The sequence below is a fragment of the Devosia submarina genome (assembly GCF_003056345.1).
Lineage (GTDB): Bacteria > Pseudomonadota > Alphaproteobacteria > Rhizobiales > Devosiaceae > Devosia > Devosia submarina.
Window position 1 is genome coordinate 66,945 of record NZ_PYWB01000012.1, and the last position, 25,537, is coordinate 92,481.

25 protein-coding genes are annotated in these 25,537 nt (G+C 60.4%); all 25 read left to right on the forward strand.

From position 1 onward, the window contains the following. Positions 1-2: 2 nt before the first annotated feature. The 25 genes from DDE77_RS16860 to DDE77_RS16980 all read left to right on the forward strand — a co-directional run bounded on the left by DDE77_RS16860 (position 3) and on the right by DDE77_RS16980 (position 25,514). Entirely contained in the window at positions 3-1,427 is a 1,425-nt protein-coding gene (locus DDE77_RS16860) for a chemotaxis protein CheW (protein WP_245895361.1), read from the forward strand. Continuing rightward, positions 1,424-2,488: a chemotaxis-specific protein-glutamate methyltransferase CheB gene (cheB, locus tag DDE77_RS16865; RefSeq protein WP_108398647.1), complete on the forward strand. Its 1,065-nt coding sequence runs from the start codon at positions 1,424-1,426 to the stop codon at positions 2,486-2,488. Before DDE77_RS16860 ends, cheB begins: the two co-directional genes overlap by 4 nt. Further along, complete coding sequence (locus DDE77_RS16870) at positions 2,485-3,357, forward strand: CheR family methyltransferase (protein WP_108398648.1); 873 nt, start codon at positions 2,485-2,487, stop codon at positions 3,355-3,357. Before cheB ends, DDE77_RS16870 begins: the two co-directional genes overlap by 4 nt. Next, complete coding sequence (locus DDE77_RS16875) at positions 3,357-5,282, forward strand: chemotaxis protein CheA (RefSeq protein WP_108398649.1); 1,926 nt, start codon at positions 3,357-3,359, stop codon at positions 5,280-5,282. Before DDE77_RS16870 ends, DDE77_RS16875 begins: the two co-directional genes overlap by 1 nt. Then, positions 5,279-5,539, forward strand: a complete 261-nt coding sequence (locus DDE77_RS16880) for a hypothetical protein (protein WP_108398650.1) — start codon at positions 5,279-5,281, stop codon at positions 5,537-5,539. The genes DDE77_RS16875 and DDE77_RS16880 overlap by 4 nt, the downstream gene beginning before the upstream one ends. A 75-nt stretch (positions 5,540-5,614) precedes the next feature. Continuing rightward, positions 5,615-5,995, forward strand: coding sequence for a response regulator transcription factor (locus tag DDE77_RS16885; protein ID WP_108398651.1), 381 nt, complete (start codon positions 5,615-5,617; stop codon positions 5,993-5,995). Then, positions 5,992-6,645, forward strand: a complete 654-nt coding sequence (locus DDE77_RS16890) for a chemotaxis protein CheX (RefSeq protein WP_108398652.1) — start codon at positions 5,992-5,994, stop codon at positions 6,643-6,645. Before DDE77_RS16885 ends, DDE77_RS16890 begins: the two co-directional genes overlap by 4 nt. Positions 6,646-6,697: 52 nt before the next feature. After that, positions 6,698-9,052 carry a PAS domain-containing hybrid sensor histidine kinase/response regulator gene (locus tag DDE77_RS16895; RefSeq protein WP_108398653.1) on the forward strand — a complete coding sequence of 785 codons (2,355 nt, stop codon included), beginning with the start codon at positions 6,698-6,700 and terminating at the stop codon, positions 9,050-9,052. A gap of 321 nt (positions 9,053-9,373) precedes the next feature. Further along, complete coding sequence (urtA, locus tag DDE77_RS16900) at positions 9,374-10,675, forward strand: urea ABC transporter substrate-binding protein (protein WP_425430760.1); 1,302 nt, start codon at positions 9,374-9,376, stop codon at positions 10,673-10,675. Positions 10,676-10,773: 98 nt separating this feature from the next. After that, on the forward strand, positions 10,774-12,408 hold the full coding sequence (gene urtB / locus DDE77_RS16905; protein ID WP_425430761.1) for an urea ABC transporter permease subunit UrtB: 1,635 nt from the start codon (positions 10,774-10,776) through the stop codon (positions 12,406-12,408). Between the two features lie 4 nt (positions 12,409-12,412). Beyond that, entirely contained in the window at positions 12,413-13,570 is a 1,158-nt protein-coding gene (urtC, locus tag DDE77_RS16910; RefSeq protein WP_108398654.1) for an urea ABC transporter permease subunit UrtC, read from the forward strand. 5 nt (positions 13,571-13,575) lie between these two features. After that, entirely contained in the window at positions 13,576-14,325 is a 750-nt protein-coding gene (gene urtD, locus DDE77_RS16915) for an urea ABC transporter ATP-binding protein UrtD (protein ID WP_108398655.1), read from the forward strand. Positions 14,326-14,350: 25 nt separating this feature from the next. Continuing rightward, positions 14,351-15,055, forward strand: coding sequence for an urea ABC transporter ATP-binding subunit UrtE (urtE, locus tag DDE77_RS16920; RefSeq protein WP_108398656.1), 705 nt, complete (start codon positions 14,351-14,353; stop codon positions 15,053-15,055). Between the two features lie 2 nt (positions 15,056-15,057). Further along, positions 15,058-15,870, forward strand: a complete 813-nt coding sequence (locus tag DDE77_RS16925) for an urease accessory protein UreD (protein WP_108398657.1) — start codon at positions 15,058-15,060, stop codon at positions 15,868-15,870. 10 nt (positions 15,871-15,880) lie between these two features. Beyond that, complete coding sequence (locus tag DDE77_RS16930; protein WP_108398658.1) at positions 15,881-16,183, forward strand: urease subunit gamma; 303 nt, start codon at positions 15,881-15,883, stop codon at positions 16,181-16,183. 20 nt (positions 16,184-16,203) lie between these two features. Further along, positions 16,204-16,791 carry a HupE/UreJ family protein gene (locus tag DDE77_RS16935; RefSeq protein WP_108398659.1) on the forward strand — a complete coding sequence of 196 codons (588 nt, stop codon included), beginning with the start codon at positions 16,204-16,206 and terminating at the stop codon, positions 16,789-16,791. 1 nt (position 16,792) lies between these two features. After that, positions 16,793-17,098 (forward strand): urease subunit beta, encoded by a 306-nt coding sequence (locus DDE77_RS16940; protein ID WP_108398660.1) that lies wholly within the window; start codon positions 16,793-16,795, stop codon positions 17,096-17,098. After that, a complete protein-coding gene (ureC, locus tag DDE77_RS16945; RefSeq protein WP_108398661.1) occupies positions 17,098-18,807 on the forward strand; it encodes an urease subunit alpha in 1,710 nt (569 codons plus the stop codon). The genes DDE77_RS16940 and ureC overlap by 1 nt, the downstream gene beginning before the upstream one ends. Before the next feature lie 6 nt (positions 18,808-18,813). Further along, positions 18,814-19,287: an urease accessory protein UreE gene (locus DDE77_RS16950; protein ID WP_108398662.1), complete on the forward strand. Its 474-nt coding sequence runs from the start codon at positions 18,814-18,816 to the stop codon at positions 19,285-19,287. Beyond that, on the forward strand, positions 19,284-19,934 hold the full coding sequence (locus tag DDE77_RS16955; protein WP_108398663.1) for an urease accessory protein UreF: 651 nt from the start codon (positions 19,284-19,286) through the stop codon (positions 19,932-19,934). The genes DDE77_RS16950 and DDE77_RS16955 overlap by 4 nt, the downstream gene beginning before the upstream one ends. Beyond that, positions 19,931-20,575, forward strand: a complete 645-nt coding sequence (gene ureG, locus DDE77_RS16960) for an urease accessory protein UreG (RefSeq protein ID WP_108398664.1) — start codon at positions 19,931-19,933, stop codon at positions 20,573-20,575. The genes DDE77_RS16955 and ureG overlap by 4 nt, the downstream gene beginning before the upstream one ends. Positions 20,576-20,824: 249 nt before the next feature. After that, on the forward strand, positions 20,825-21,787 hold the full coding sequence (locus DDE77_RS16965) for a TAXI family TRAP transporter solute-binding subunit (RefSeq protein ID WP_108398665.1): 963 nt from the start codon (positions 20,825-20,827) through the stop codon (positions 21,785-21,787). A gap of 129 nt (positions 21,788-21,916) precedes the next feature. Continuing rightward, positions 21,917-24,028, forward strand: a complete 2,112-nt coding sequence (locus DDE77_RS16970) for a TRAP transporter permease (RefSeq protein WP_108398666.1) — start codon at positions 21,917-21,919, stop codon at positions 24,026-24,028. After that, a complete protein-coding gene (locus tag DDE77_RS16975; protein WP_108398667.1) occupies positions 24,025-24,405 on the forward strand; it encodes a DUF1850 domain-containing protein in 381 nt (126 codons plus the stop codon). Before DDE77_RS16970 ends, DDE77_RS16975 begins: the two co-directional genes overlap by 4 nt. 203 nt (positions 24,406-24,608) lie before the next feature. Continuing rightward, on the forward strand, positions 24,609-25,514 hold the full coding sequence (locus DDE77_RS16980) for a sulfurtransferase (protein WP_108398668.1): 906 nt from the start codon (positions 24,609-24,611) through the stop codon (positions 25,512-25,514). Positions 25,515-25,537: the final 23 nt, after the last annotated feature.

Sequence of the window (25,537 nt, forward strand, 5' to 3'; positions counted from 1 at the left end):
GGGTGGGCACAGAGGCGAAAGCCAGCCCGGGCGCGGAGCGCCAACTGACCGTGTCGGTGGCGGGACAAACCTATTCGCTTTCGGGGGAAAGCGTTGTTGAGGTGCTGCGCCGCCCCAAGATCACGCGTGTGCCCAATGGTCCAGAGGCTTTGCTGGGCGTCAGCAATCTGCGTGGCGCCGTGTTGCCGGTGGTTTCGCTTGCCCGGTTGATGGATCAAAGCCCCGGCGAAGAAGAGCGGCTCGTGGTGATAGATCATGGTGGGCCCGTGGGCGTGCTGGTGGACGCCGTGCTGCGGCTGGACAATGGGCAAGGCTCCGGGGGCGGCCGACGGATCGATTTGTCGGCTCTGCTTCAAGCGGGGTTCAAGCGAGAGGCGCCCCAGGCGTCCGCCAAGCTCCCCGTGCTGGATACGGCAAAGGACACGGCCGGAGCCCAAATAGCCCAGCGCGTTCTCCTGGCTTTTCAGATCGCCAGCCAAAGCTTTGCCTTGCCGCTCGAGGCTGTGGTGAAAGTGCTGCGTGTTCCCAGGGAGATTTCCCGAATCGCTGGTGCCGATGATGCGGTGCTCGGCGTAACCGAGCTGCGCGAGCGAACGCTGCCCATTATTTCGCTCGCTACCCTTCTGGGCTTTGGTGGGCTTCAGGCGGGGCTCGCTGGTGGCCGGGTCCTTGTGATTGATCACCAGGGTGCGCAGATCGGGCTTGTTGTTGATGATATCGAAGCCATTCTGCGGCTACCGGAAACCGCGATCGACGATGTGCCGCCCATTCTCCAGCGTAGTGCCGGCAAGGCCGAACTCGACGCGATTGGTCGGCAGGGGGCGGGCAAGCCCCTCGTGTCTATTCTTTCGATTTCTCGACTTTTTGCCAACAAAACCGTTGAAGCGACACTTGCCGGCACCCAAGGGAAAGCTCCAGTGATGGCCGATCAGGACGCTGTGCAGGCGCAGGAACAGTTTGTGGTGTTTGAGCTTGGGCCAGAGCGCTACGGGCTTCCCATTGCCGCGGTGCAGGAAGTTCTCCGCCAGCCCAAAACCATTGCACGCCTGCCCAATGGACCGCGATTTGTCCAAGGCATCATCAATCTGCGCGGTCGCCCAGTGCCCGTGATCGACCAGCGCGAGCGCTTTGCGGCGCCAGTGTCAGGCGCCAACGTGCAGCCGCGTGTGATCGTTGTTACGGTTGGGGACCTGCAGGCCGGGCTCGTGGTGGATGCGGTTTCCGAGATCGTGTCGGTAGCCCGCTCGGAGATTGTCGCTACGCCGTCCTTGTCTGCAGAAGGATCGAGCGTGTTCAATCGCGCGGTGCATTACGGCGAAGAGGGCGGGCTGATCCTGCTGATCGATCCAGCGGAACTGCTGAGCCGCGCCGAGCAGGATGTGCTTGCCGACATTGCCGCCAAACAGCGCTCGGCGGGCCCGGCGTGATCCGGCTACTTATTGCAGAAGACTCTGCCCTTATGCGCAAGCTGCTGGGCAATATCTTCAAGGCTGCGGGAGATTTCGAGATCGCTGTGGCCCGGGACGGGCTCGAGGCGCTTGAGCAGGTCACCAGCTTTCGGCCCGACGTGGTGACGCTCGACATCAACATGCCCAAGCTGGACGGTCTGGCGTGCCTTGACCGCATCATGCTGGAGCATCCGGTACCAGTGGTAATGGTTTCGGCGCTGACCGAGGATGGGGCGGATGAAACCCTGACCGCGCTCGAGATAGGCGCGGTGGACTTCATTGCCAAGCCGGAAGGCGCGGTGTCGCTCCATATGGAGAGGCTCGCCGATGATCTGGTTGCCAAGGTGCGCGCGGCGGCGGCAGTGCAATTGCCAAGGACGAGACGCCTCGCGGAACGGATGCGGTTGCGCCGGGCCAACGCCGTTCCGGCGCCTGCCATGCCCAAGGCTGCTGCTCCGCAACGGGGCGGTTCCGGGCTCGTCGTGGTGGGCACCTCGACCGGGGGGCCTCCTGCTCTGGACATCCTTTTGCGCAATTTGCCCCAAACCTTCCAATGGCCGATTGTTGTTGCCCAGCACATGCCGGCTGCCTTCACCGGTCCCTTGGCGCGCCGGCTCGACAGGCTCTCCCCGCTTGCCGTGAGTGAAGTGGGGGGACCCACGCCGTTGTTGCCGGGTGGCGTGTATATTGCTCGTGGCGGAACGGACATGGTCATTGCCATGCGCGGCGGGCAATTGGTGGCGAACGCCGCGCCGATGCAGGAGGATTATCTTTGGCATCCCAGCGTTGACCGCCTTGTGCGCAGCGCCTGCCAACATGTACCGGCAGCGCAGCTGCTTGGTGTCTTGCTGACGGGAATGGGGTCCGACGGGGCCGCGGCCATGGCCGAGCTTTGCGAACGAGGCGGCTACACAATCGCCGAGGCGCGCGATACGGCTGTTGTCTGGGGCATGCCCGGGGAATTGGTCGGCCGGGGCGGGGCATCCGAAACGCTGCCGATCGATGATATCCCGCGGCGCCTTGCGGAATTATTGGCATGATCAGGCGCAGGGCCGAACTTCTGGAAAGAGCCAGGGCCTTGCCCCCGCTGTCGGCGGCCGAGCTCGCCGTCCTGACTGATTTTCTCCACGCTCGCACCGGCATGCGCTTTGGTGAAACCAAGCGCTATTACATCGACCGCCGTGTTGCGGATCGAATGGCGGAAACGCGCCTCAGCAGCTTCGCCGACTACCATGCGCTGCTGCGATCCGAACCGGGCGAGGTCGAGCGCCTGATCAACAGCTTCACCATCAATGAAACCTATTTCTATCGGGAAGAGCATCAACTCTCCTGCCTGAGCCAGTTTATCCTTCCCGAAATCATTCGCTCCAAGCAGCCGGGCGAAAAGATCCGCATCTGGTCGGTGCCGTGCTCAAGCGGGGAGGAGCCATATTCCATTGCTATATGGCTGCTGGAGAACTGGGCTTTGGTGGACGCCTACAATGTCGAGATCGTGGGCTCGGACATCGACACGGACATTATCGCCGAAGCGCTCGAGGCAGATTATGGCTCGCGTGCGGTGATGCGGCTGTCGCCAGAGCTCATCAATAGCTATTTCGCGCCCTCTGCCAACGGCCGGTTCAGGTTGATCCAGGATTTACGGGAATCCGTTACCTTCACGCCGTGCAACATTACCGACCCAGCCTCGGTGGCGCGGCAGGGGCGTTTCGATGTTATCTTCTGTCGCAATCTGCTGATCTATTTTGATGCGGCGGCGCGCATGCGCTGCATGGAGCATCTGTTCGCGAGCCTGGTTCCGGGCGGCTATGTGTGCCTTGGGCATTCGGAATCCATGGCGCGGATTTCCGAGCGTTTTATCACGCGGCGCTTTCCCCAGGCCATTGTTTATCAGCGGCCGGAGGAGCTTTGATGGACGAGCTGCTGGATCAGTTCATCGTGGAAGCGCGCGAGCTCGTGCAGGCCGCGATCGATGACCTTCTGGTGCTTGAGGCCGAGCCCGATAATGCGGCCCGGCTTGATAGCGCCTTCCGAGCTGTTCACACCCTCAAGGGATCGACTGGGCTCTTTGACCTTGTGCCGTTGCACTCGGCGCTTCATGCGGCCGAGGACAATCTGGGCCGGGTTCGTTCCGGGGCGACCAGGCTCGATGCCAGGGAGATCGATGCTGTTTGCGCGGTGCTCGAGTGGTTTGACCGGTGTGTGGATGATCTTGAAACACGCGGCATGGTTGATCCCCGACGCTTAGGGCAGGCGGGTGCGCTGGAGGAGGCGCTGAGGGGAGAGGCCGAGGCGATCGACGAAACTGCGCCACATGCCTTGGCGGAATGGGCGTTGCAATTGGCGGCGCAGATCGGGGGCCATGCCGCCGTGGCGCTCCGCTATCGCCCGCACCCCGAATGCTTTTTCAGCGGCGACGATCCGCTCGAACTTGTCGCGCGCATCCCGCAGCTGCTTCACCTTTCGATCCAAAATCGCGATCCCTGGCCGGCTCCGGATCTGTTTGATCCGTTCCGCTCCAATCTGGAGTTCGAAGTGTTGAGCGCCGCGCCTTTCGCAGAGGTGGAGGCGATCTTCCGGCTGATGCCAGACCAGGTGGAGATCGTTGCTTTGCCTCGAGGTAGAGAGCAACAGGCGGAGCCGGTAGCGGGGGAGAGCCGGGCAGATAGCACGCGTAGCCTGCGGGTCGACCCAGCCCGTATCGACCAATTGCTCGACCTTGTTGGTGAGCTCATCACGGCCAAGAACAGCATGGCTTCCCTTGCGGCAATGGCCAGTGCATTGCCCAATGGCCTTGAACTGGCGCGCAGCATAGCCGGCGCGCAAAAGGATCTCGATCGGCTTGGCGGCGCGCTTTACGGCAGCGTGTTGCAGACGCGCATGGTGCCTTTGTCCCAGGCATTCCAGCGCCTTCCGCGCATGGTGCGGGATTTGTCGAGGCGCCTGGGAAAACCGGTTCATCTCCATATCGAGGGCGACACGGTGGAGGCCGACAAGACCATTGTGGATGAGCTGTTTGAGCCGCTGCTGCATCTGATGCGCAATGCCATGGATCACGGCATCGAGCCCCAAGCCGAGCGGCTGACTGCAGGCAAGCCGGCGATAGCCAGGATAGAGCTGGTTGTGGTTTCCGAAGGGGACACCATGTCAGTGGAACTGCGCGACGATGGGCGCGGCATTGATCCGGCGCTTGTTCGTGCCACGGCCCTGCGGAAGGGCTTGGTAAGCGCCGAACACGCAGCCACGCTGTCCGAGCGCGACACGCTGGAGCTGCTGTTCATGCCCGGCTTTTCCACCGCCGCCGATGTCACCGACCTTTCGGGGCGCGGCGTGGGGCTTGATGCCGTGAGGACCGACATTGCCCGATTGGGAGGCACGGTAAGCCTCCATAGCCGTTTAGGCGAGGGAACAAGGACCATTCTGAGGCTGCCGATCAGTTTTGCGATGGCGCAGCTGCTTGTGGTTTCGGTGGGGGGTGAACGCTATGGCGTGCCCATGCAGGACGTGGTCGAAACCGTGCGCCTCCGGCATGATGCAATCACCCCCATTCGATCTAACCGGGCTTTTGTGCTGCGAAACCGCACCGTTCCCCTGCTGGCGCTGTCCGATCTGCTTGGCCTGGCCGAGGTCGCTTCCGACGGCGAGCTGACCGTTTTGGTGGTGGATTTTGACGGGCAATTGGTGGGCATCGCGGTCGACGGCGTCAATGAGCGGATCGAAACAATCACCCGCCCGCTCAATGGACTTTTGCGAGGCATGCCGGGTATGGCGGGTACAACAGTGCTGGGGAGTGGGCAGGTGCTGCTGGTGCTCGATGTGACGGAGCTGGTGGGATGAGCGTAGCTCTGGGGCAAGATGCCATTGTGCTTTCGGGCAATTGCGGCGCGGAAGAAGCAGAAAGCCTGCTCGCCCTGATCCAGGCTCATCCGGGCATGGCAGTGGATATAGCCGGGGTTGAGTGGGTCCACACGGCGCTGTGGCAAATCCTCATTGCGCTGGGGCCGCCGGTGAGGGGCGTGCCTTTACATGGGTTTATCCATGACTGGATATTGCCACTTCTTGCCCATGATACATCTGATAGGAGGGCGAGTTAGCTTGCCGTTGAACTGTCAGGGGCCTACAGATGGATTTTGTGATCCCCGGATCAACATAATGACGGAGTTTCTTGGATGGTGACGGTCCTGCTCGTGGATGACAGCAAGCTGGCGCGCATTGTCGCCAGCAAGACGATCGCTGCGCTCCAGCCGGACTGGCAGCGCGTGGAAGCCAGTAGTGCCGAAGAAGCCCTGCAGGCTGTGAAGGATCAGTCCGTGGATTTGGCTGTGCTGGATTTCAACATGCCCGGCAAGGACGGTCTTGAGCTGGCGGCCGAGCTGCGTGAAAGCTATCCGCAAATGCCAATCGCGATCATTACCGCCAATGTGCAGAACGAAATCGTTGCGCGCGCCCGTGAGCTGAACGCCACCTTTGTGGGCAAGCCCGTAACGGAGGATGCCATCAAGGGCTTTCTCAGCGGCGCGGCGCTGCGCTTGCGCCAGGCGAGCGCATGAGCTTCATCAGCGTGACGCTTGACGAACTAGAACGCGATGCCCTGACCGAGCTGGTCAATATCGGGGTGAGCCGTGCTGCCGCGAGCCTGCGCAAGATGGTGGGCAAGCAGGTGCTTCTTTCGGTTCCATCCGTAGAGGTCGTGACCCAGAATGCCGCGGCAGCCCTGATCGGGCAGCGCGAAAGCGATGATCTGGTTGCCATAAGGCAAGAGTTCGGTGGTGCCTTTTCCGGCAAGGCCCTTTTGATCTTCCCCGAGGACAATAGCCTCGATCTGGTCAGGGCCATCATGGGAGACGAGCTCGATTCGGCCGAGGTCGCCTCGCTCAAGGATGAAGCGCTTGCCGAAACGGGGAATGTCATCCTCAATGGCTGCCTGGGTACGATTGCCAACATGCTTGACCAGTCGCTGCAAATGTCCTTGCCCAAGGTGCTCTATGGCGATGGCAAGGTGCTGTTCGACGTGAACAAAGAGGCCGACACTGACGGGCTCGTGCTGTTTCTTTACATCAATTTTTCTGTGCGCGACCGGAACATCCGGGGCTATATCGCCATGATCATGGATCTTCCCTCGCTGGGCATGCTCAAGGAACTGCTTGGCGACTTCATCAGCCGCGTCACCGCTGACAGCAATTGGGCTGTTGGTGGATGATCCAACGGCGTCAACGATGAAAGCCGCGCTCTAAGTGCTGACCAACCAAGACATGGACAAAATCGCATCCGCCCGGAACGAGCTTGCCGAACTGCAGTGCAAGATCGGGGAAGCGCGCCAGCGACTTGAGCTGACCCTGGAGGCTGCAGGGGCCGCTGGCGTCTGGGTATGGGACATTCCGGGCCAGCGCCTGACCGCTGATGCACGCTTTGCGGCATTGACCGGCCAGGATCCGATCGAGCTTGCCAAGGGTGTGCCCACGAGCCGGTTTTTTGCCGGCATACACACCGAAGACGTTCGCCGCATCCGCCTTGCCGTGGCCGGCATATTGGCCGGGGCGGAAGTGTTCTCCAAGGATTACCGGCTGCTGCGGGAAGATGGCGGCATTCGCTGGGTTCACGCTGATGGCCGAACTGTGCTCGACGAGCTCGACCAGCCTATCCGTTTCCACGGCACGCTTGTTGATGTCACCGATCGCAAGCGGACCGAGGAGCAATTGCGCGTGGCCCAGACCGCAGGGCAGGTGGGCACGTTCGAGCACATTGATGGCTATGGGACGGTCTCGGTCTCCCGGCAGTTCTGCCGGCTGCTTGGATTGCATCCAACCAGTGTTCTTCCGGTAAGGACGATCAATCTGCTGGTCCATCCCGAGGATCGCCCGATCATCGATCCCAAGCTGCACAATGAGCCGCAGCCGGATCGAAACATAGAATTTCGCATTACACGCGCCGATACGGGAGAAACGCGCTGGCTGGCGCGTCGCGGCGAGTGCCATGAGGACTTGGAAGCAAGCGGGCTGCGTTATATCGGCGTCATTTATGACATCACCGAATCCAAGCGCATCGAGGAGCGGCTGCGCCTGTCCAATGAAGCGCTTTCCGAGAATGTGCGTGAGCGCACGCGAGAGCGGAACCAAGTTTGGCAGAACTCGCGCGATCTGCTGACCGTTGTTGGGGTGGACGGCATCATCCGCGACGTCAATCCGGCTTGGTACACCATTTTGGGCTTTGAACAGCCCAGCCTGATCGGGATGTCCTTTGTTGGCCTGGCCAGCGAGCAGCAGCAGGGCAATGCAAAGCAACTCGTCTCGTTTGACCCGGGCAGCCCGCCGGCATCGCGCGAATTGGAGCTTGTTGGCGCGGATGGGTCGCCGCGCCTGTTCTCCTGGGATGCAGCGGCCGAAGGCGAGTTGATCTACCTTTACGGCCACGACATCACTGCGGAGCGGCGGCAGGCGGAAATCCTGCGGGAAACCGAAGCCTTGCTGCGACAGTCCCAGAAAATGGAGGCGGTCGGGCAACTCACGGGCGGCATTGCGCACGATTTCAACAACATGCTCACCGGCATTATTGGTTCGCTCGACGTGATGAAGCGGCGCATCGACAACGCGCGCTATGATGATCTCGACAGGTTCATGAATGCGGCGATCACCTCGGCACAACGCGCCGCATCCCTGACCCATCGCCTTCTCGCTTTTTCGCGCCGCCAGTCGCTTGATCGCAAGCCTACCGACGTCGTGCCGCTGATTCACTCCATGCGAGATTTGCTGACCCGTACCCTGGGCGAAAGCATTAGCCTCGAAACCGTTCTGCCCCCCGATAGCTGGCAGGTAATTACCGACGCCAACCAGCTTGAAAGCGCTGTTCTCAACCTTGCCATCAATGCCCGTGACGCCATGCCCAAAGGCGGGCAATTGCGGATCGAAATTGCCAATGTAACGCTGGCAGAAGGTGCCATACCGAGCGTGGACGGAGCAGCCGCCGGTGACTATGTGCGCGTTTCGGTGATCGATACGGGCGAGGGCATGCCTGAGGCGGTGATGGAAAAGGCCTTCGACCCATTTTTTACCACCAAGCCCATAGGGCAAGGGACTGGGCTCGGCCTTTCCATGATCTACGGCTTCGTGCGGCAGTCGGGCGGCCATGTGGAGCTGGCCAGCGAAGTAGGCAAGGGCACCAATGTTTCGGTGTATCTGCCGCGCAATCTTGAAACCGCGCCTGTGATCACGATAGCGGATGCGGAACCCACGCCCTTGGGACAGGGCGAGACGGTGCTGATCGTCGAAGATGACGCCGCTGTACGGTTGCTGGTCGTCGATGTTCTGGAGGAATTGGGCTATGTTGCCCTGGAGGCTGCTGATAGCGATGCGGCGCTGCCGATCCTGCAATCAGATGCGCGGCTTGATCTGCTGATCTCCGATGTCGGCCTTCCCGGCCTCAATGGGCGCCAACTGGCTGATATCGCCCGGCAAACCCGTCCACAATTGCGTGTGCTGTTTATCACGGGATACGCTGCCATGGCCGCTTCGCGCTCGGATTTCCTGGGCGTCGGCATGGACATGATCACCAAGCCCTTCGCCATGGACGAGCTGGCGACCAAGATACGTAGCATGCTTGTCGGGTGCTGAAGCCCTGGCGAATTCTGTGAGCAAGCTCGCTGTTGGCGGACATGTAGGGCTAGCTTAATCCTGGCGAGCGAGAAGGCTTGTTGCCTCTCATTGCCGGACGAGTGGGCGAGATTTAGGCACAGTTTGCTCCCTTCGAATGATCTGTTATGCCAATGCGCAAATATTAGGCATTTTGAAGCTTTGCGCCTAGCAAACAAGCGGCTGAATAGCCTTGGCTTTTGACCTCGCCAAGAAACAGCAAACAGAACAACAGCTTACATGATTGATGGGCAGTGGCATGCCCCTTGCAACATCGTTTCGCGGGAAATGATGGAGACAATCATGACTGCAATGAAAACATGTGCGGCGCTGACGGGGTTGATGACGCTGAGCTTGGGGAGCCTGGCCACGCCGGTGCTAGCCCAGGACGATACGATCAAGGTGGGCATACTTCATTCGCTGTCGGGGACTATGGCGATATCGGAAACCACGCTCAAGGATACGATGCTGTTTCTGATTGAGCAGCAGAATGCCGATGGGGGCCTTTTGGGCAAGCAGATCGAGCCCGTTGTGGTCGATATTGCTTCGGACTGGCCGCTTGCTGCCGAAAAGGCGCGCGAGCTTTTGACGGTCAATGAAGTTGATGCGGTGTTCGGCTGCTGGACTTCGGTTTGCCGCAAATCAGTGCTGCCGGTATTCGAGGAGCTCAATGGCCTCCTGTTCTACCCCGTGCAGTACGAGGGCGAGGAGTCGCAGCGCAACGTCTTCTATACCGGTGCTTCGCCCAACCAGCAGGCAATCCCTGCCGTCGATTATCTGATGAACGAAGAGGGTGTGGAGCGCTGGGTGCTTGCGGGTACCGACTATGTCTATCCCCAGACCACCAACAAGATTCTCGAGCAATATCTGCTCGACAAGGGCGTGGCCTCCGAAGACATCATGATCAACTACACGCCGTTTGGGCACTCCGATTGGCAGACCATTGTATCCGATATCAAGACCTTCGGCTCGACAGGCAAGAAAACCGCGGTCGTCTCCACCATCAACGGCGACGCCAATGTGCCGTTCTATCGCGAACTGGGCAATCAGGGCATCATGGCCGAAGACATTCCGGTCGTGGCGTTTTCCGTGGGTGAAGAGGAGCTTTCAGGGTTCGACACCACGCCGCTGGTGGGGCATCTCGCCGCCTGGAATTACTTCATGAGCGTCGACACGCCCGAGAATGAAGAGTTCATTGCCGCCTGGCATGAATTCATCGGTTCGGAAGACCGCGTCACCAATGATCCGATGGAAGCCCATTACATTGGCTTCAATCTCTGGGTGAAGGCTGTGGAGGCTGCTGGCAGCACCGAAGCGGACGCTGTGATTGACGCCATTGTGGGCCTCGAAACGCCCAACCTGACCGGCGGTACCGCCAAGATGCTGCCAAACCACCACATCACCAAGCCCGTGCTGATCGGGGAAATCCAGGATGATGGCCAGTTCGACGTCGTTTGGGAAACCGAAGAACTGGTGCCCGGCGATGCTTGGTCCGATTTCCTGCCTGAAAGCGCCGTGCTCGAGGCCGATTGGACCGCGCCCATCAACTGCGGCAACTACAATACCCAAACCAAGGCCTGCGGCGGCGTCGCGGCCGCACAATAAGGCCCCGCCAAAGAAGCGACGGGGGCGGCTCGCCGCCCTCGTCTTCCCGATCTGCCTGAGCTGGAACCACAATGATGAGCGACTTGATTGGAACGATTATGGAGAGGAGTGCCGCGCGCCGCTGGCTGGCCGCCGCCATGGCTCTTCTGGTTGCCGTCTTTGCCTTTGGTTCGCCATCTCTGGCGCAGGTAAGTGATGCCGAGCTGACGCAGCGCATCGATGCCCTGGCTCCGGGCTCCTATGCGGATCGTGCCGGAGCAGTTGGAGCATTGGTCGCGAGTGGCGATCCGCGCGTCGTTGGTGTGCTGCAGGTGCTGGCGGAGGGCGATCTCTTGGTGGTCGAGGAGACCGGCAAGGTGGTTTATGTCGAGCGCAGCGGCAAAGATTTTGCCTTGACCGATCCCCTCACAGGCGAAAGCCTTGGCAGTGTGCCCCGGGGCGACGTGGAAAAGGTACGGGTCAACAATTCCCTGCGCCGCACCCTGCGTACCGCCATTGGACAGCTGACACTGTTGAGCGAGGATCGCGGGACGCGCCTGGCGGCTGCACAGTCGATCCTGCGCGATGCCGATCCGGCCAATCTGCAATTGCTGGACGAATCGCTTGCTGCCGAGATCGACCCAGCCATCAAGCGCACCATGGAACTGGCGCGTGCGGTGATCACGCTAAAATCTGGTTCTGATGTCGAGCAAATTCGCTCCGCCGCCGAGACGGTAGCCCATTCGGGCAGCCGCGATGCCGCGAGCATTCTTTCTGCAGCAATGGGCACTGTGCCCGATGAGCTGCGCGCCGATATCCAGGCAAGCATTGATGGATTGGCACGGGATCGCGCGGTCTGGGATGCGTTGCAGAATGTCTGGTTCGGCGTGTCGCTGGGCTCGGTGCTGCTGCTGGCCGCCATTGGGCTTGCCATTACTTTTGGGGTCATGGGCGTCATCAACATGGCCCATGGCGAAATGGTGATGCTGGGCGCCTACACGACCTTTGCGGTGCAGGAAACCATCCGGCAGAACGCGCCGGGCCTGTTTGATTATTCCCTCGCCATTGCCCTGCCGTTGGCGTTTCTCCTGACAGCGCTTGTGGGCGTTGCGATAGAGCGGGGCGTGATCCGCTGGCTTTATGGGCGGGCGCTCGAAACGCTGCTTGCTACCTGGGGACTGTCGCTGATCCTGCAACAGACGGTACGTTCTATCTTCGGTCCCACCAATCGGCAGGTGGGCAATCCGAGCTGGATGTCGGGCTCGTTCGAGTTCTATGGCCTTGCGATCACGTGGAGTCGGCTCTGGATCGTCGTTTTCGCCCTTGCCGTCTTTGTGGCGCTGCTGCTTGTGCTGAACAGGACGGCACTGGGCCTGCAGATGCGGGCAGTGACGCAGAACCGGCGCATGGCTTCGGCCATGGGTATCCGCACGCCCCTGGTTGATGCGATGACCTTTGGCCTGGGCTCCGGCATTGCTGGGCTGGCCGGTGTTGCCCTCAGCCAGATCGACAATGTCTCGCCCAATCTGGGACAGGGCTACATCATCGACAGCTTCATGGTCGTGGTGTTTGGCGGGGTGGGCAATCTCTGGGGCACGCTGGTGGGTGCCATGACCTTGGGGATCGCCAACAAGTTTCTCGAACCCTATGCCGGGGCGGTTCTGGGCAAAATCTTAATCCTCGTCCTCATCATCCTTTTCATCCAGCGCCGCCCGCGTGGCCTTTTCGCCCTCAAAGGGCGGGCTGTGGAGTAAACTCATGATCAGCCAAGCCCTTTTTCGTGCGCTCGACCGCAAGGCCATCTGGCTGGTGGGCATTCTTGTGGCCCTGGCCATCCTGGTACCGGCGGCAAATCTGCTGATCCCCGTTGGCCAGCCAGGCCATGTTCCCACCTATGTGGTGACGCTGTTCGGCAAATATCTGAGCTACGCCATGCTCGCCCTAGCACTGGACCTCGTCTGGGGCTATTGCGGCATTCTTTCGCTGGGGCATGGGGCGTTCTTTGCCCTGGGTGGCTATGCCATGGGCATGTATCTGATGCGCCAGATCGGGGATCGTGGCGTTTATGCGAATCCAGAATTGCCTGACTTCATGGTGTTCCTGAACTGGCAGGAACTGCCCTGGTATTGGCAGGGGTTCGACAATTTCTGGTTTGCCTGTCTCATGGTCGTGCTGGTGCCTGGGCTTCTGGCTTTCGTCTTCGGCTTTCTTGCCTTTCGCAGCCGCGTCACGGGCGTTTACCTCTCCATTATCACCCAGGCGATGACCTTTGCCCTGCTGCTCGCCTTTTTCCGCAATGACATGGGCTTTGGCGGCAATAATGGGCTAACGGACTTCAAGGAGATCCTGGGCGTGCCGGTGCAGGCTGCCACGACCCGTGGTGCTCTCTTTGCCGCAACGGCCCTGGCGCTGGCGCTATCGGTGCTTGTGTGTTCGGGGATCGTCAATTCCAAACTGGGCAAGGTGATGATTGCCGCGCGCGATGCCGAAAGCCGCACGCGGTTCCTCGGTTATCGCGTCGAATATGTGAAGCTCTTTGCCTTCACCGTTTCGGCGGTGATCGCGGGGATTGCGGGCGCACTTTATGTGCCGCAGGTGGGCATCATAAATCCCGGCGAGTTCGATCCGGCCAACTCCATTGAAGTGGTGATCTGGACGGCAGTTGGCGGCCGCGGCACCATTGTGGGTCCGATCATCGGCGCGATCCTCGTCCATATGGGCAAGTCCTATTTCACCAGTGCGCTGCCAGAGCTGTGGCTCTTTGCCCTGGGTGCCTTGTTTGTGCTGGTGACGCTGTTTTTGCCCAAGGGCATTGTGGGCCTGCTGGGTCAGTATCGTGCCGCACGGGCCAGGCCTGAACGCTCTGGTAACCAGCGCGACGCCGGCGTCGATCCTCAACCAGAGCCGGCGGAGTGAGCGCCATGACCGACAAGACCGGCACCATGCTTTACCTTGACGGCGTTTCGGTGGCTTTCGATGGCTTTAGAGCCATCAACAAGCTCTCGCTGATCGTCCAACCTGCCGAAATGCTGGCCATTATTGGCCCCAATGGCGCGGGGAAGACCACGATGATGGACATCATCACGGGCAAGACCCGGCCGGACGATGGTGAGGTGCTGTTTGACGGGCGGACGGATCTCACCAAGCTTGATGAAGCGGCCATTGCGAATCTAGGCATTGGCCGCAAGTTCCAGAAGCCAACCGTGTTCGAAAGCCAGACCGTCTGGAACAATCTCGAAATGGCGCTCCGCAAACCACGGGGTATATTCCGCACGCTGTTTTACACCCCGAGCGCAGAGGATATCGCACGCATCGAGGAGATACTCGACATCGTCCGATTATCAGGCCGCAAAGACGAGCTCGCCGCCAATCTCAGCCATGGGCAAAAGCAATGGCTCGAGATCGGCATGCTGCTGGCGCAGGATCCAAAACTCTTGCTGGTGGACGAACCCGTGGCCGGAATGACTGACAGCGAGACCGTGGAAACGGCAAAGCTGCTTAAGAACATCGCCCTGACCCGCTCCGTAGTCGTGGTGGAGCATGACATGAGCTTTGTGCGGGATCTGGGTAGCCGCGTCACCTGCCTCGCGGAAGGTTCGGTGCTGGCTGAAGGCACGCTCGATCAGGTCAGCGCCAATCCCCTCGTGATCGAGCGGTATCTGGGGCGATGAGTATGAATTACCGGGATAAAACCGCATGAGCACTGCCCTCGCGATCAATGCCATCGATCTTCATTACGGCGCGGCACAGGCCTTGCGCAGCGTCAGCATTGCCTGCCAGCCGGGCCGCATCACCGCGGTGCTCGGCCGCAATGGCGTGGGCAAATCCTCCACCTTGCGGGCCATCACCGGCGTCAATGCCATATCGGCCGGCGAGATCGTGTTCGGTGAGGATGTGCTGCGCAAGGCGCCGCCCTATAAGCGGGCGCGCATGGGACTTGGCTATGTGCCGCAGGGGCGGGAAATCTTTCCACTGCTGACCGTTCGGGAAAATCTCGAAACAGGCTATGCCGGACTGCCGCGCGGGGAGCGGCATATACCCGATTACCTCTTCACCCTGTTTCCCGTACTCAAATCCATGCTCGGCCGCAGGGGAGGGGATCTTTCGGGCGGGCAGCAGCAGCAATTAGCGATTGGCCGGGCGCTTGTAACGCGGCCTAAAGTGCTGGTGCTGGATGAGCCGACCGAGGGCATCCAGCCTTCCATCATCAAGGATATCGGGCGCGCCTTGCAGTTCCTGCGCGACGAAAAGGGGATGACCATTCTTCTTGTGGAGCAATTTCTGGATTTCTGCCGGGAGATCGCCGACGACATCTATGTCATGGATCGGGGCGAAATTCGTCATGCCGGCCCTGCCAGTGATCTCGACCGGCCCGACGTGCGCCGGCATTTAATGGTTTGAGCATGGTCCTGTCAGCCGTTCCGGTTCTACAGCGCGCCAGGGGCGTGGGCCGCATCAGCGTCAAGATGCGCGATGGCCGCACGGCGCTGCGCACGCTTTTCCAGGAAGGCTGCGCCAAGATCCGGCTGCCCAACAGCTTTGATTCATCCCTTAACGCCGTTCTCATCAACACGGCGGGTGGGCTGACCGGTGGCGACCATGTCCGCTGGGAAGCCGATGTCGAGGCGGGCGGCCGGCTGACGGTGACCACCCAGGCCTGCGAGCGCGTTTATAAATCGCTGGGCAATGATGCGGAGATCGAGACGCGGCTTGCTGTCGGTCCTGATGCGCATCTCGATTGGATGCCGCAGGAGACGATCCTCTTTGAAAAGGGGCGGCTCTCGCGCCGGATCAGTATCGATCTCGACCAAACCGCCAGCCTTTGTGCCGTGGAAGCGGTGCTGCTCGGCCGCGACGCCATGGGGGAAAGTGCAAGGCATGCTTGCTTCGCTGACTCATGGCGCATCCGGCGCGGTGGCAAGCTGGTGCATGCTGAAGAAACGGGGATAAGCGGCGCGCCCGAGCGGGAGCGGGATGGCATTGCCCTTCTCGCCGGCGCTTCGGCTTTTGCCATCGTGCTTTATGTCGGGGCCGATGCCGAGCGTCGACAAGCACTTTTGCCGGCTCCGCTGCCCGGGGTTGGCATCAGCCGTACGGGCGAGCGGCTGGTGGTACGGGTAATGGCTCCTTCGGGCCTTGCCCTCAGGCGGCTTATTGTGCCGATCATCAGTGTGCTTTCTGGCAATGGCGGGCTGCCTAGCCTCTGGACTTTATAGGATTATTTGCATGAACCTTACCCCGCGCGAAAAGGACAAGCTGTTGATCGCCATGGCGGCGATTGTTGCCCGCAAGCGCCTCGAACGCGGCGTCAAGCTCAACCATCCCGAGGCGATCGCCCTGATCACCGACTTTGTGGTTGAGGGTGCGCGCGACGGCCGCTCGGTCGCCGACCTCATGGAAGCAGGGGCCCATGTCATCACGCGCGAACAGGTGATGGATGGCATCGCCGAGATCATCCACGACGTGCAGGTGGAAGCGACTTTTCCCGACGGCACCAAGCTCGTCACCGTGCACCAGCCCATTCGCTGAACAAGAGGCAGAGAAAGCAGATGAAGAAGACACTAGGCCTATTCTGGGGAGCGCTGGGCATGCTCGTGCTCGCCTCGACGCCCGCTTTTGCCCATCTTGACCCGCTCGAGCATGGCTCTTTCGTTGCCGGCTTCTCCCACCCGCTGTTTGGACTGGACCATATCTTGGCCATGGTGGGCGTTGGCCTCTGGGCAAGCCTCCTGGGTGGGCGCGCCATCTGGGCTGTCCCTTCAGCTTTTGTTGGCACCATGGTGCTGGGCTTTGCTGTTTCCATGACCCCAATCGGCCTTCCCTTTGTTGAGCCGGTGATCGCGGCCTCCGTAGTGGCGCTGGGGCTTCTGGCGCTGGTGGCCGTTCAGGCGCCGGTCGCGGTAGCTGCGGTGATGGTTGCGCTTTTCGCGCTGTTTCACGGCTATGCTCATGGAAGCGAACTTGGGGAGGCAGGTGCGGTTCCGTTCATGGCTGGCTTTGCCGCCGCTAGTGCAGCGCTTCACGCCTTGGGCGTTGTGGGTGGGGTGCTTGCAGGCCGGTTCACCGGTCCTGTTGCGGCGCGCGTCGCTGGTGGCGTGCTGGCGCTGGGTGGCCTCTGGATCGCGGTGGGAAGCTAGGATGATCCCCGGGGAAGTTATCACGCGCGAGGGCGAGATTACGCTCAACGAAGGGAGTGAGGCTATCACGCTGCTGGTGGCCAATACGGGTGACCGGCCTATTCAGGTGGGCTCGCACTACCACTTCTTTGAAACCAATGGGGCGCTCCGCTTCGACCGCGCTTTGGCGCGCGGCATGCGACTTGATTTGGCTGCAGGCACGGCCGTGCGCTTCGAGCCGGGACAGGAGCGCGAAGTGCGCCTTGTGCCACTGGGCGGCAAGCGCGAGGTTTATGGTTTCCGGCAAAAAATCATGGGAAAACTCTGATGGCAGTCAAGATTGGCCGTGCTGCCTATGCGCAGATGTATGGCCCAACCGTCGGCGACCGCGTGCGCCTCGCCGACACAGAACTCTTTATCCAGGTGGAAAAGGATTTCACCACCTATGGCGAAGAGGTCAAGTTCGGCGGCGGCAAGGTGATCCGCGATGGCATGGGGCAGTCCCAGGCCACGCGCACCCAAGGGGCGGTCGATACCGTCATCACCAATGCACTGGTGGTTGACCATACCGGCATCTACAAGGCGGATATAGGACTTCGGGATGGCCGCATCCACGCCATCGGCAATGCCGGCAATCCCGACACGCAATCCGGCGTCACCATCATCATCGGCCCTTCGACCGAAGTTATTGCTGGCGAAGGCAAGATCCTGACGGCCGGCGGCATGGACAGCCACATACATTTCATCGCCCCTCAGCAGATCGAGGAAGCGTTGATGTCGGGGATCACCACCATGCTGGGTGGCGGCACAGGCCCGGCCCACGGAACGCTGGCGACGACCTGCACCGGCGCCTGGCACATCATGACGATGATGGGTGCCTTTGAAGACTTCCCCATGAACCTTGGCCTTGCAGGCAAGGGCAATGCGTCCGTTGCCGCCCCGCTCGAGGAAATGATCCTTGCCGGCGCCTGCAGCATGAAGCTGCATGAGGATTGGGGCACGACCCCTGCCAGTATCGACACCTGCCTCAGCGTCGCAGATGACTACGACGTGCAAGTGATGATCCATACCGATACGCTCAATGAGAGCGGCTTTGTGGAAGATACCATCGCTGCCTTCAAGGGCCGCACCATCCATGCCTTCCACACCGAGGGGGCTGGCGGTGGCCATGCCCCCGACATCATCCGCGTGGCGGGGCTTCCCAACGTTCTGCCCTCGTCCACCAATCCGACGCGGCCTTATACGGTCAACACCATTGCCGAGCATCTCGACATGCTGATGGTGTGCCACCACCTCTCGCCTTCGATTCCCGAGGATGTTGCCTTTGCCGAAAGCCGCATTCGCAAGGAAACGATCGCGGCTGAAGACATCCTGCATGATCTGGGTGCCTTTTCGATGATCTCATCGGACAGCCAGGCCATGGGGCGGGTCGGCGAGGTAATTATCCGCTGCTGGCAGACGGCCGACAAGATGAAACGGCAGCGCGGGCGCCTGCCCGAGGAAACCGGCGACAACGACAATTTCCGCGTGCGACGCTATATCGCCAAATACACGATCAATCCCGCCATTACGCAGGGGATGAGCGAACATATCGGCTCGATCGAAGTGGGCAAGCGCGCCGATCTGGTGCTCTGGAGCCCCGCCTTTTTTGGCGTGAAGCCCGAAATGGTGCTTCTGGGCGGCGTGATCGTTGCGGCGCCTATGGGCGATCCGAATGGTTCAATCCCAACGCCGCAGCCGGTTCACTACCGCCCCATGTTCGGCGCCTATGGCCTGGCCAAGCGCGCCACCAGCGTAACCTTCACGTCCCAAGCAGCGCTCGATAGCGGGATCCGGGAGCGCTATGGCCTTCAAAAAACGCTGCTGCCGGTCAAGAACACGCGCGGCGGCATCACCAAGGCATCCATGATCCACAATTCGGCTATGCCCCACATCGAAGTCGATCCCGAAACCTATGAGGTGCGCGCCGATGGTGAACTCTTGACCTGTGAGCCGGCCGATGTGCTGCCCATGGCGCAGCGTTATTTCCTGTTCTGAGGCCCTATGCTGACTGTTTCCGCCCACCTCCCCGCAGCCGAAGTCGCCCAAGAATTCTTCGCAACTGTTACCCTGGAAGCCGGCGAGCGTCGTCTGCGGCGCAGATCGCTGCGCCTGTCGACTGGCGAGGATATTCTCCTGGACTTCCCCGCTACGATCACCTTGGATGATGGGGACGGGCTTGAACTCTCCGATGGCCGGCTGGTGGGGATCAAGGCGGCGCGGGAGCCACTCTATGAGGTGACCGGCAAGAACCAGGCCCACCTCGTTCGCCTGGCTTGGCACATCGGCAACCGGCATTTGCCAGCGCAGCTCGAAGGGGAACGACTCTTGATCCGCCGCGACCATGTGATCCGCGAAATGCTTGTGGGTTTGGGTGCCAGGGTCTGCGACGTTGAAGCACCGTTCTCGCCTGAACATGGTGCCTATCATGGGCATAGCCATGGCACGGAAAACCACGCGTTGCGTCTTCAGCGATGACCGTAGCGCTGCAAAGGCTCATGGCGTTTTTGTCACCTGCCTTTCCGGTGGGCGGCTTTGCCTGGTCTGCAGGTCTTGAGACTGCCATTGCGGAAGGCAGCGTGAGCGATGGCGCGACGACGGGACAATGGCTCGAGGGCCTGCTGCACCATGGCAGCTTCAAGACCGACGCCATTCTTCTTTGCGAAGCGCACCGCCACAACGCTGATCCGTTTTATCTTGGCGAGCTTTCCGAGCTCTGCCTGGCCCTGACTGTTGCCAGCGAGCGGCAGGCGGAATTGCTGCAGATGGGCGATGCCTTTGTGAAAGCTGCGGGCGTGTGGCCGGTACCGATCGAGCTGCCATCTCAAGCTCCCTACCCGATTGCGGTGGGCGCGATTGCCGCTGCGCACGGTATCGGGGTAGCAGAGGCTGCCCTGGCATTCCTCACCGCCCAGGTGCAGGCACAGATTTCGGTGGCCGTGCGGCTCGTTCCGATCGGCCAAAATGCGGGGCTAAGGGCGCTGGTTGCGCTTGAGCCCGCAATTGCAGATCTAGCTAATTTCTGCTCCACCGCTACGCTCAAGGATCTTGGCACAATCGGCTATGCCGCCGACATCGCTCAGATGCGCCATGATACTTTGCCTACAAGGATTTTCCGCTCATGACATCTCCCAACGGTCCCCTTCGCGTCGGTATCGGCGGCCCTGTCGGTTCGGGCAAAACGACTTTGTGCGAAATGCTGCTCAAGGCCATGCGCGAACGCTATTCCATGGCTGTTGTCACCAATGACATCTATACCAAGGAAGACGCGCTGATCCTGTCGCGGGTGCAGGCGATCTCCGAAGACCGCATCGTGGGCGTTGAAACCGGCGGTTGTCCCCATACGGCCATCCGCGAAGATGCTTCGCTCAATCTTGCCGCCATTGATGCCCTCAATCGCAAGTTCCCCGACCTCGACATCATCCTGATCGAAAGCGGCGGCGACAATCTGGCGGCGACCTTCTCGCCTGATCTGGCCGATATCACCCTATATGTGATCTCCGTCGCACAGGGCGAAAAAATCCCGCGTAAGGGTGGCCCGGCTATTTCACGATCCGACCTCCTGGTCATCACCCATACCGATCTTGCACCCTATGTCGGCGCGAGCCTCGAGGTGATGGAAGGCGATACGCAAAAGGTGCGCGAGGGGCGGCCGTATATCTTCACCGATCTCCTGCGTCGCGAGAACATTGACCAGATCATCGGCCATATCGAGCGGATAGGCGGCCTCTCCAATTTTAAGCAGGCATCAGCTATGGCCCGATAGGGCAGCCGGAGCGAAGCTTGGGAGGCATTCCCGCCATTGGTGCGCTTCCATATTCGACCCAGTGAGCGAAGTTTCGCCTCGGGAGAGGAGCGAGTGGGCGGATTTCCGCCGGTGTTTGCATGAGCAATCCCGGAATAAGGCGGCCAGAACGCAGTTGCGGAACTGGCATGATGCTTGCAATGTACTGCCTGTCGGACACTGAGGAGCTGTTCGGCCCATAATAATACGCATGCTACAGGAGGATTGAGCATGACTGTTGTTTCCCCACGCTGGCTGTCCGGCATTCTCGTCAGCGCCACTCTTGCGTTCGGTGCCAGCGCCGGTGCGGCCCAATCTCAGGAATTCATCAATGTGCTGACGGGCGGCACATCGGGTGTCTACTATCCGCTGGGCGTCGCGTTATCCGAGATTTACGCAGACAATATCGAGGGTGCTCGAACCCAGGTGCAGGCCACCAAGGCATCGGTCGAGAACCTCAACCTGCTGCAGCAAGGCAAGGGGGAACTGGCATTTGCCCTAGGTGACTCGGTTGCGTCCGGTTGGGAGGGCCTGCAGGAAGCCGGATTTCCCCAGCCACTGACCGATATCCGCGCCATTGCCGCGATCTATCCGAACTATGTGCAGATCGTTGCCAGTGCCGAATCCGGCATCAAGACGCTTGAGGACCTCAAGGGCAAGTCCATCTCGGTTGGTGCTCCGGCATCGGGCACCGAGCTCAATGCACGCGCGATTTTCGCGGCCGCGGGCATGAGCTACGAAGACATGGGCAAGGTTGAATACCTCCCCTATGCGGAGTCTGCCGAACTCATCAAGAACCGTCAGCTCGATGCGACTCTGCAGTCCTCGGGCCTGGGCGTGGCCTTTATCCAGGATCTTGCGGCAACCATGGACATCAACATCGTCTCCATCCCAGCTGAAGTGGTTGAAGCGATCGGGGCCCCCTATGTTGCATCGACCATTCCCGCTGGAACCTATGATGGGCAGGAAGAAGACGTTTCCACGGCTGCGATCGGCAATATCCTCGTAACCCACGCAGGCGTCAGCGAGGAAACGGCCTATCAAATGACCAAGCTGATGTTCGAGAATCTTGATCGCATGATCGCCTCGCACGCAGCGGCCAACGATATCGATCCGGCCAACGCGCTTTCCGGCCTCTCGATCCCGCTTCATCCAGGCGCAGAACGCTATTATCGCGAAGCCGGCCTCATGTAGGCCGCATGGCCCGCCGGCTTGCGGCGGCGGGCCCCTTTGACAATGTTTTTTACGTCATGTTCGCGCCATCTGGTCAGCTGATTTACGGCCAGCACCAGGCTGCGCTCGAGTTGTCTGGGAGGAGACTCGATGTCCACCGCCACCACCAATGCTTTTCCCGATCAGCCGCCACCCAGCGTAGAAGAGGTCGTTGAGGGACTGCCACCCGGTTTTGGCTTGGGCATTATGGGGCGGATTGCCTTCTGGATCGCCGTCCTGTTTTCTCTTTTCCAGATATGGACCGCTGCCTATGGCACGCTGCCAAGCCAGGTGGTGCGCGCCATGCACGTGGGGCTTCTCCTGCTGCTCGGATATGCCTTGCTGGGCAACCTCGTAGCCAAGACTAAATGGGGCCGCATCGGGTTTTGGGTTCTGGGCGTCGCCGGGTTTGTGACCGGCATCTACAATTGGGTGTTCTATGCCGATCTTGTGCGGCGCAGCAGCTTCCTGACCACGCTCGATATCGTTGTGGGCACGACCGCAATTGTCCTCGTGTTCGATGCTGCCCGGCGGCTCATGGGCTGGCCGCTGGCGATCATCTCCGGCATTTTCCTCGCCTACTGCTTTTTCGGTCAATATGCCCCAGGTCCGCTGGTGCATCGCGGTTATGATTTTGTGCAGATCGTGGAGCATTTCGGCTTTGGTACGGAGGGCATCTACGGCACGCCGATCTATGTCTCCTCGGCTTACATCTTCATTTTCGTGGTCTTTGCCGCCTTTCTTGAAAAGGCGGGCATGATCAAGCTGTTCAATGACTTTGCGCTTGGCCTGGTGGGCGGCTGGCGCGGTGGGCCTGCGCAGGTCTGCACCCTTTCCTCGGCGCTGATGGGAACAATTTCAGGCTCTGGGGTAGCGAATGTAGTGGCCAGCGGACAGTTCACCATTCCCCTCATGAAGCGGTTCGGTTTCCGCTCAGCCTTTGCCGGTGGGGTGGAGGCAACTTCCTCCATGGGTGGACAGATCATGCCACCCATCATGGGCGCGGTGGCGTTTATCATGGCGGAAACGCTCAACGTTCCCTATAGCAGCATCGTCCTCGCCGCGATCATCCCTGCCGTGCTCTATTTTGCCAATTGCTTCTGGATGGTGCATCTTGAAGCCGGCAAATGGCGGCTGCGCGGGCTGAGCAAGGACGAGCTTCCCAATCCTTGGCATGCCGTCCGTGACCACTGGCCCCTGGTGCTGCCGCTGGCTGCGTTGGTGTACCTCCTTTTTGCCGGCTACACGCCGATCTTTGCGGGTACTATGGGACTAGCCCTTGTTGTCGTTCTGATCTTGGGCACGCCCCTAGCGGCTATGATCGGCCCACGTGCGTTCCGCTTCGCGTTCTGGATTGCGCTAGGCCTCGCCTCGGCAGCTTTCCTGCAATATGGCGTGAACCTGCTGCTGATTGTTATCGCCGCACTCGTGCTTGCCTGCGCCGTGACGAAGGGTGGGCGGGCAACCCTGCTGATCGTTCAGGACTCGCTTGCCGAAGGCGCGCGCAATGCTCTGCCGGTGGGTATTGCCTGCGCCGTGGTAGGCATCGTTATCGGCACGCTGACGCTGACGGGGATCGCATCAACCTTTATCGGTGCCATCATCAATATCGGCGAAAACAATCTCTTCTTCTCGCTGTTTCTCACCATGCTCACCTGCCTTGTTCTGGGCATGGGTATTCCCACCATCCCCAACTACATCATCACCTCGGCGCTGGCCGGGCCAGCGCTGCTGGAGCTCGGTGTGCCGCTGCTGGTGAGCCACATGTTCGTCTTTTATTTCGGCATCATGGCCGATCTGACGCCGCCCGTTGCGCTTGCCTGTTTTGCTGCGGCACCCATGGCCAAGACATCGGGGCTCAAGATTTCGCTCCAGGCAACAAAACTGGCGGCCGCGGGTTTCGTGGTGCCGTTCATGGCGGTTTATACGCCATCCCTGATGCTTCAGGACGGGGGCGCCATCGCGGAAAGCTTCGGCTATCCTGTTGAGGTGGTCTATATCGTGCTCAAGGCCTGTTTTGGAATAGCACTATGGGGCGTTGCCGTCGCGGGTTTCCTGTTCGCGCCGCTCAGTCTGGTGGAGCGAATTGTTGCCTTTGCAGCCGGACTGCTCCTGATCCTAGCCTTGCCCTGGACCGACGAATTGGGATTTGCCTTGGGCATTGTGCTCACGGCCTGGCTTTGGTGGCGTCGTAGTACCGCTGAGCCACGGCCCGCTACATGAGCCTCTGCATCGCTTCGGCCGGCGGCATCATAACGATCTTGGCCGCAAGCTTTTCCCTTAGCTGGATCCATTCGGTTGAAAAAACCACATGGGTCGAACATTGGCATGTAGAGGGTGATCGCCTGGCGCTGAGTTCCGCCAGTGTTGAAGGCTCGGGGGCAGGGATCGACTTGCCACCTGATGCCGTGTGGAAGGATGGCCGCTGGACTTACCGGCCCGATCTGGCGCCGCTCCGCCGCCTCGATCTTGCAGCTTCGGGCGCCACACTCAGTGGCTGGCAGCTTTGTGCAGACGAGAATTGCCATGAACTCGGCGCAACGCCGGGCGAGCCGGTATCCATATGGGCATCCGATGTGTGCAGTGCCGAGCCGGGCTAAACTGCGGGGCATTTTCCTGTCGCCTCTGCTTTGCCGTGTTTAAGGATAAACGCGCGGCCATAGGCCGGAGAAGATCATGCTCTCCCAAGCTTTGACCTTGGAGTGGCTTTCCCCGAAGCGGGACTTCTTTGAAGCGCTATGCGTCGAATAGCCGACTGCTCTGATCTAGTATGCGCCCAACCATGTTTTTTGGAGCTTTCGCAATGCGTTTGGCATCGCTTGTTGTTTCTGCTGCCTTTCTTATCGCGGCGCCCTCCATCGCTTTCGCGCAGGAAGTCACTCCGCTGGTAACGGCCGAATGGCTCAAGGCGCATGCGGGGGAGGAAAATGTAAAGATCCTCGATATTCGCGATGACATCGAAGGCACGGATCTGGGTGAGCTTCCCTATATCGCCAATGCCGTGGTTGCTCCCTATGCGTCGGCTGGATGGCGCGTCGAAGTGGATGGCGTGCCCGGGCAGATACCGTCCGAAGGCGAGATTGCCGAATTGATCGGGAGCTTGGGCATCGATGGGGATGACCATGTGGTTATCGTGCCGTGGGGTACTGATTCTTCAGAGTTTGGTGGCGCAACGCGCGTTTATTGGACTTTCAAGTACCTTGGGCACGACGACGTCTCCATTCTTGACGGCGGCTGGCGCCAATATGATGCTCAGGGCGGCGAGCGTGTTGCAGAGCCGGTAACCCCTGTTGCGGTGGAATTTCCTGCGCAGGTGCGCCCTGACCTGCGCGCAACGACAGCGGACGTGGAAGCAGCCTTGACTGCCGGCATCAAGCTGGTCGATGGCCGCCCCGAGGAGCAGTTCCTCGGACAGTCCAAGAGCCCGGTCGTGCGAGTTGAGGGGACCATTCCGGGTGCGATCAACATTCCCCATTCCAAACTCTACAGCGGCGAATATGCCAGCTTCGCCCAGCCCGAGACCATTGCTGCGCTTGAGCAGGCTGTGGGGCTAGCTGCGGATGAAAAGAACATCGTCTTCTGCAACACAGGCCATTGGGCATCGATTGCCTGGTTTGCGCTCCATGAGGTCAGGGGCAACAAGAACACGGCCATGTATGATGGCTCCATGGCTGAGTGGGCAGCTGATCCGGCGCGTCCGATCCAGTAATTCTACCTGACCCAAGCCTATGA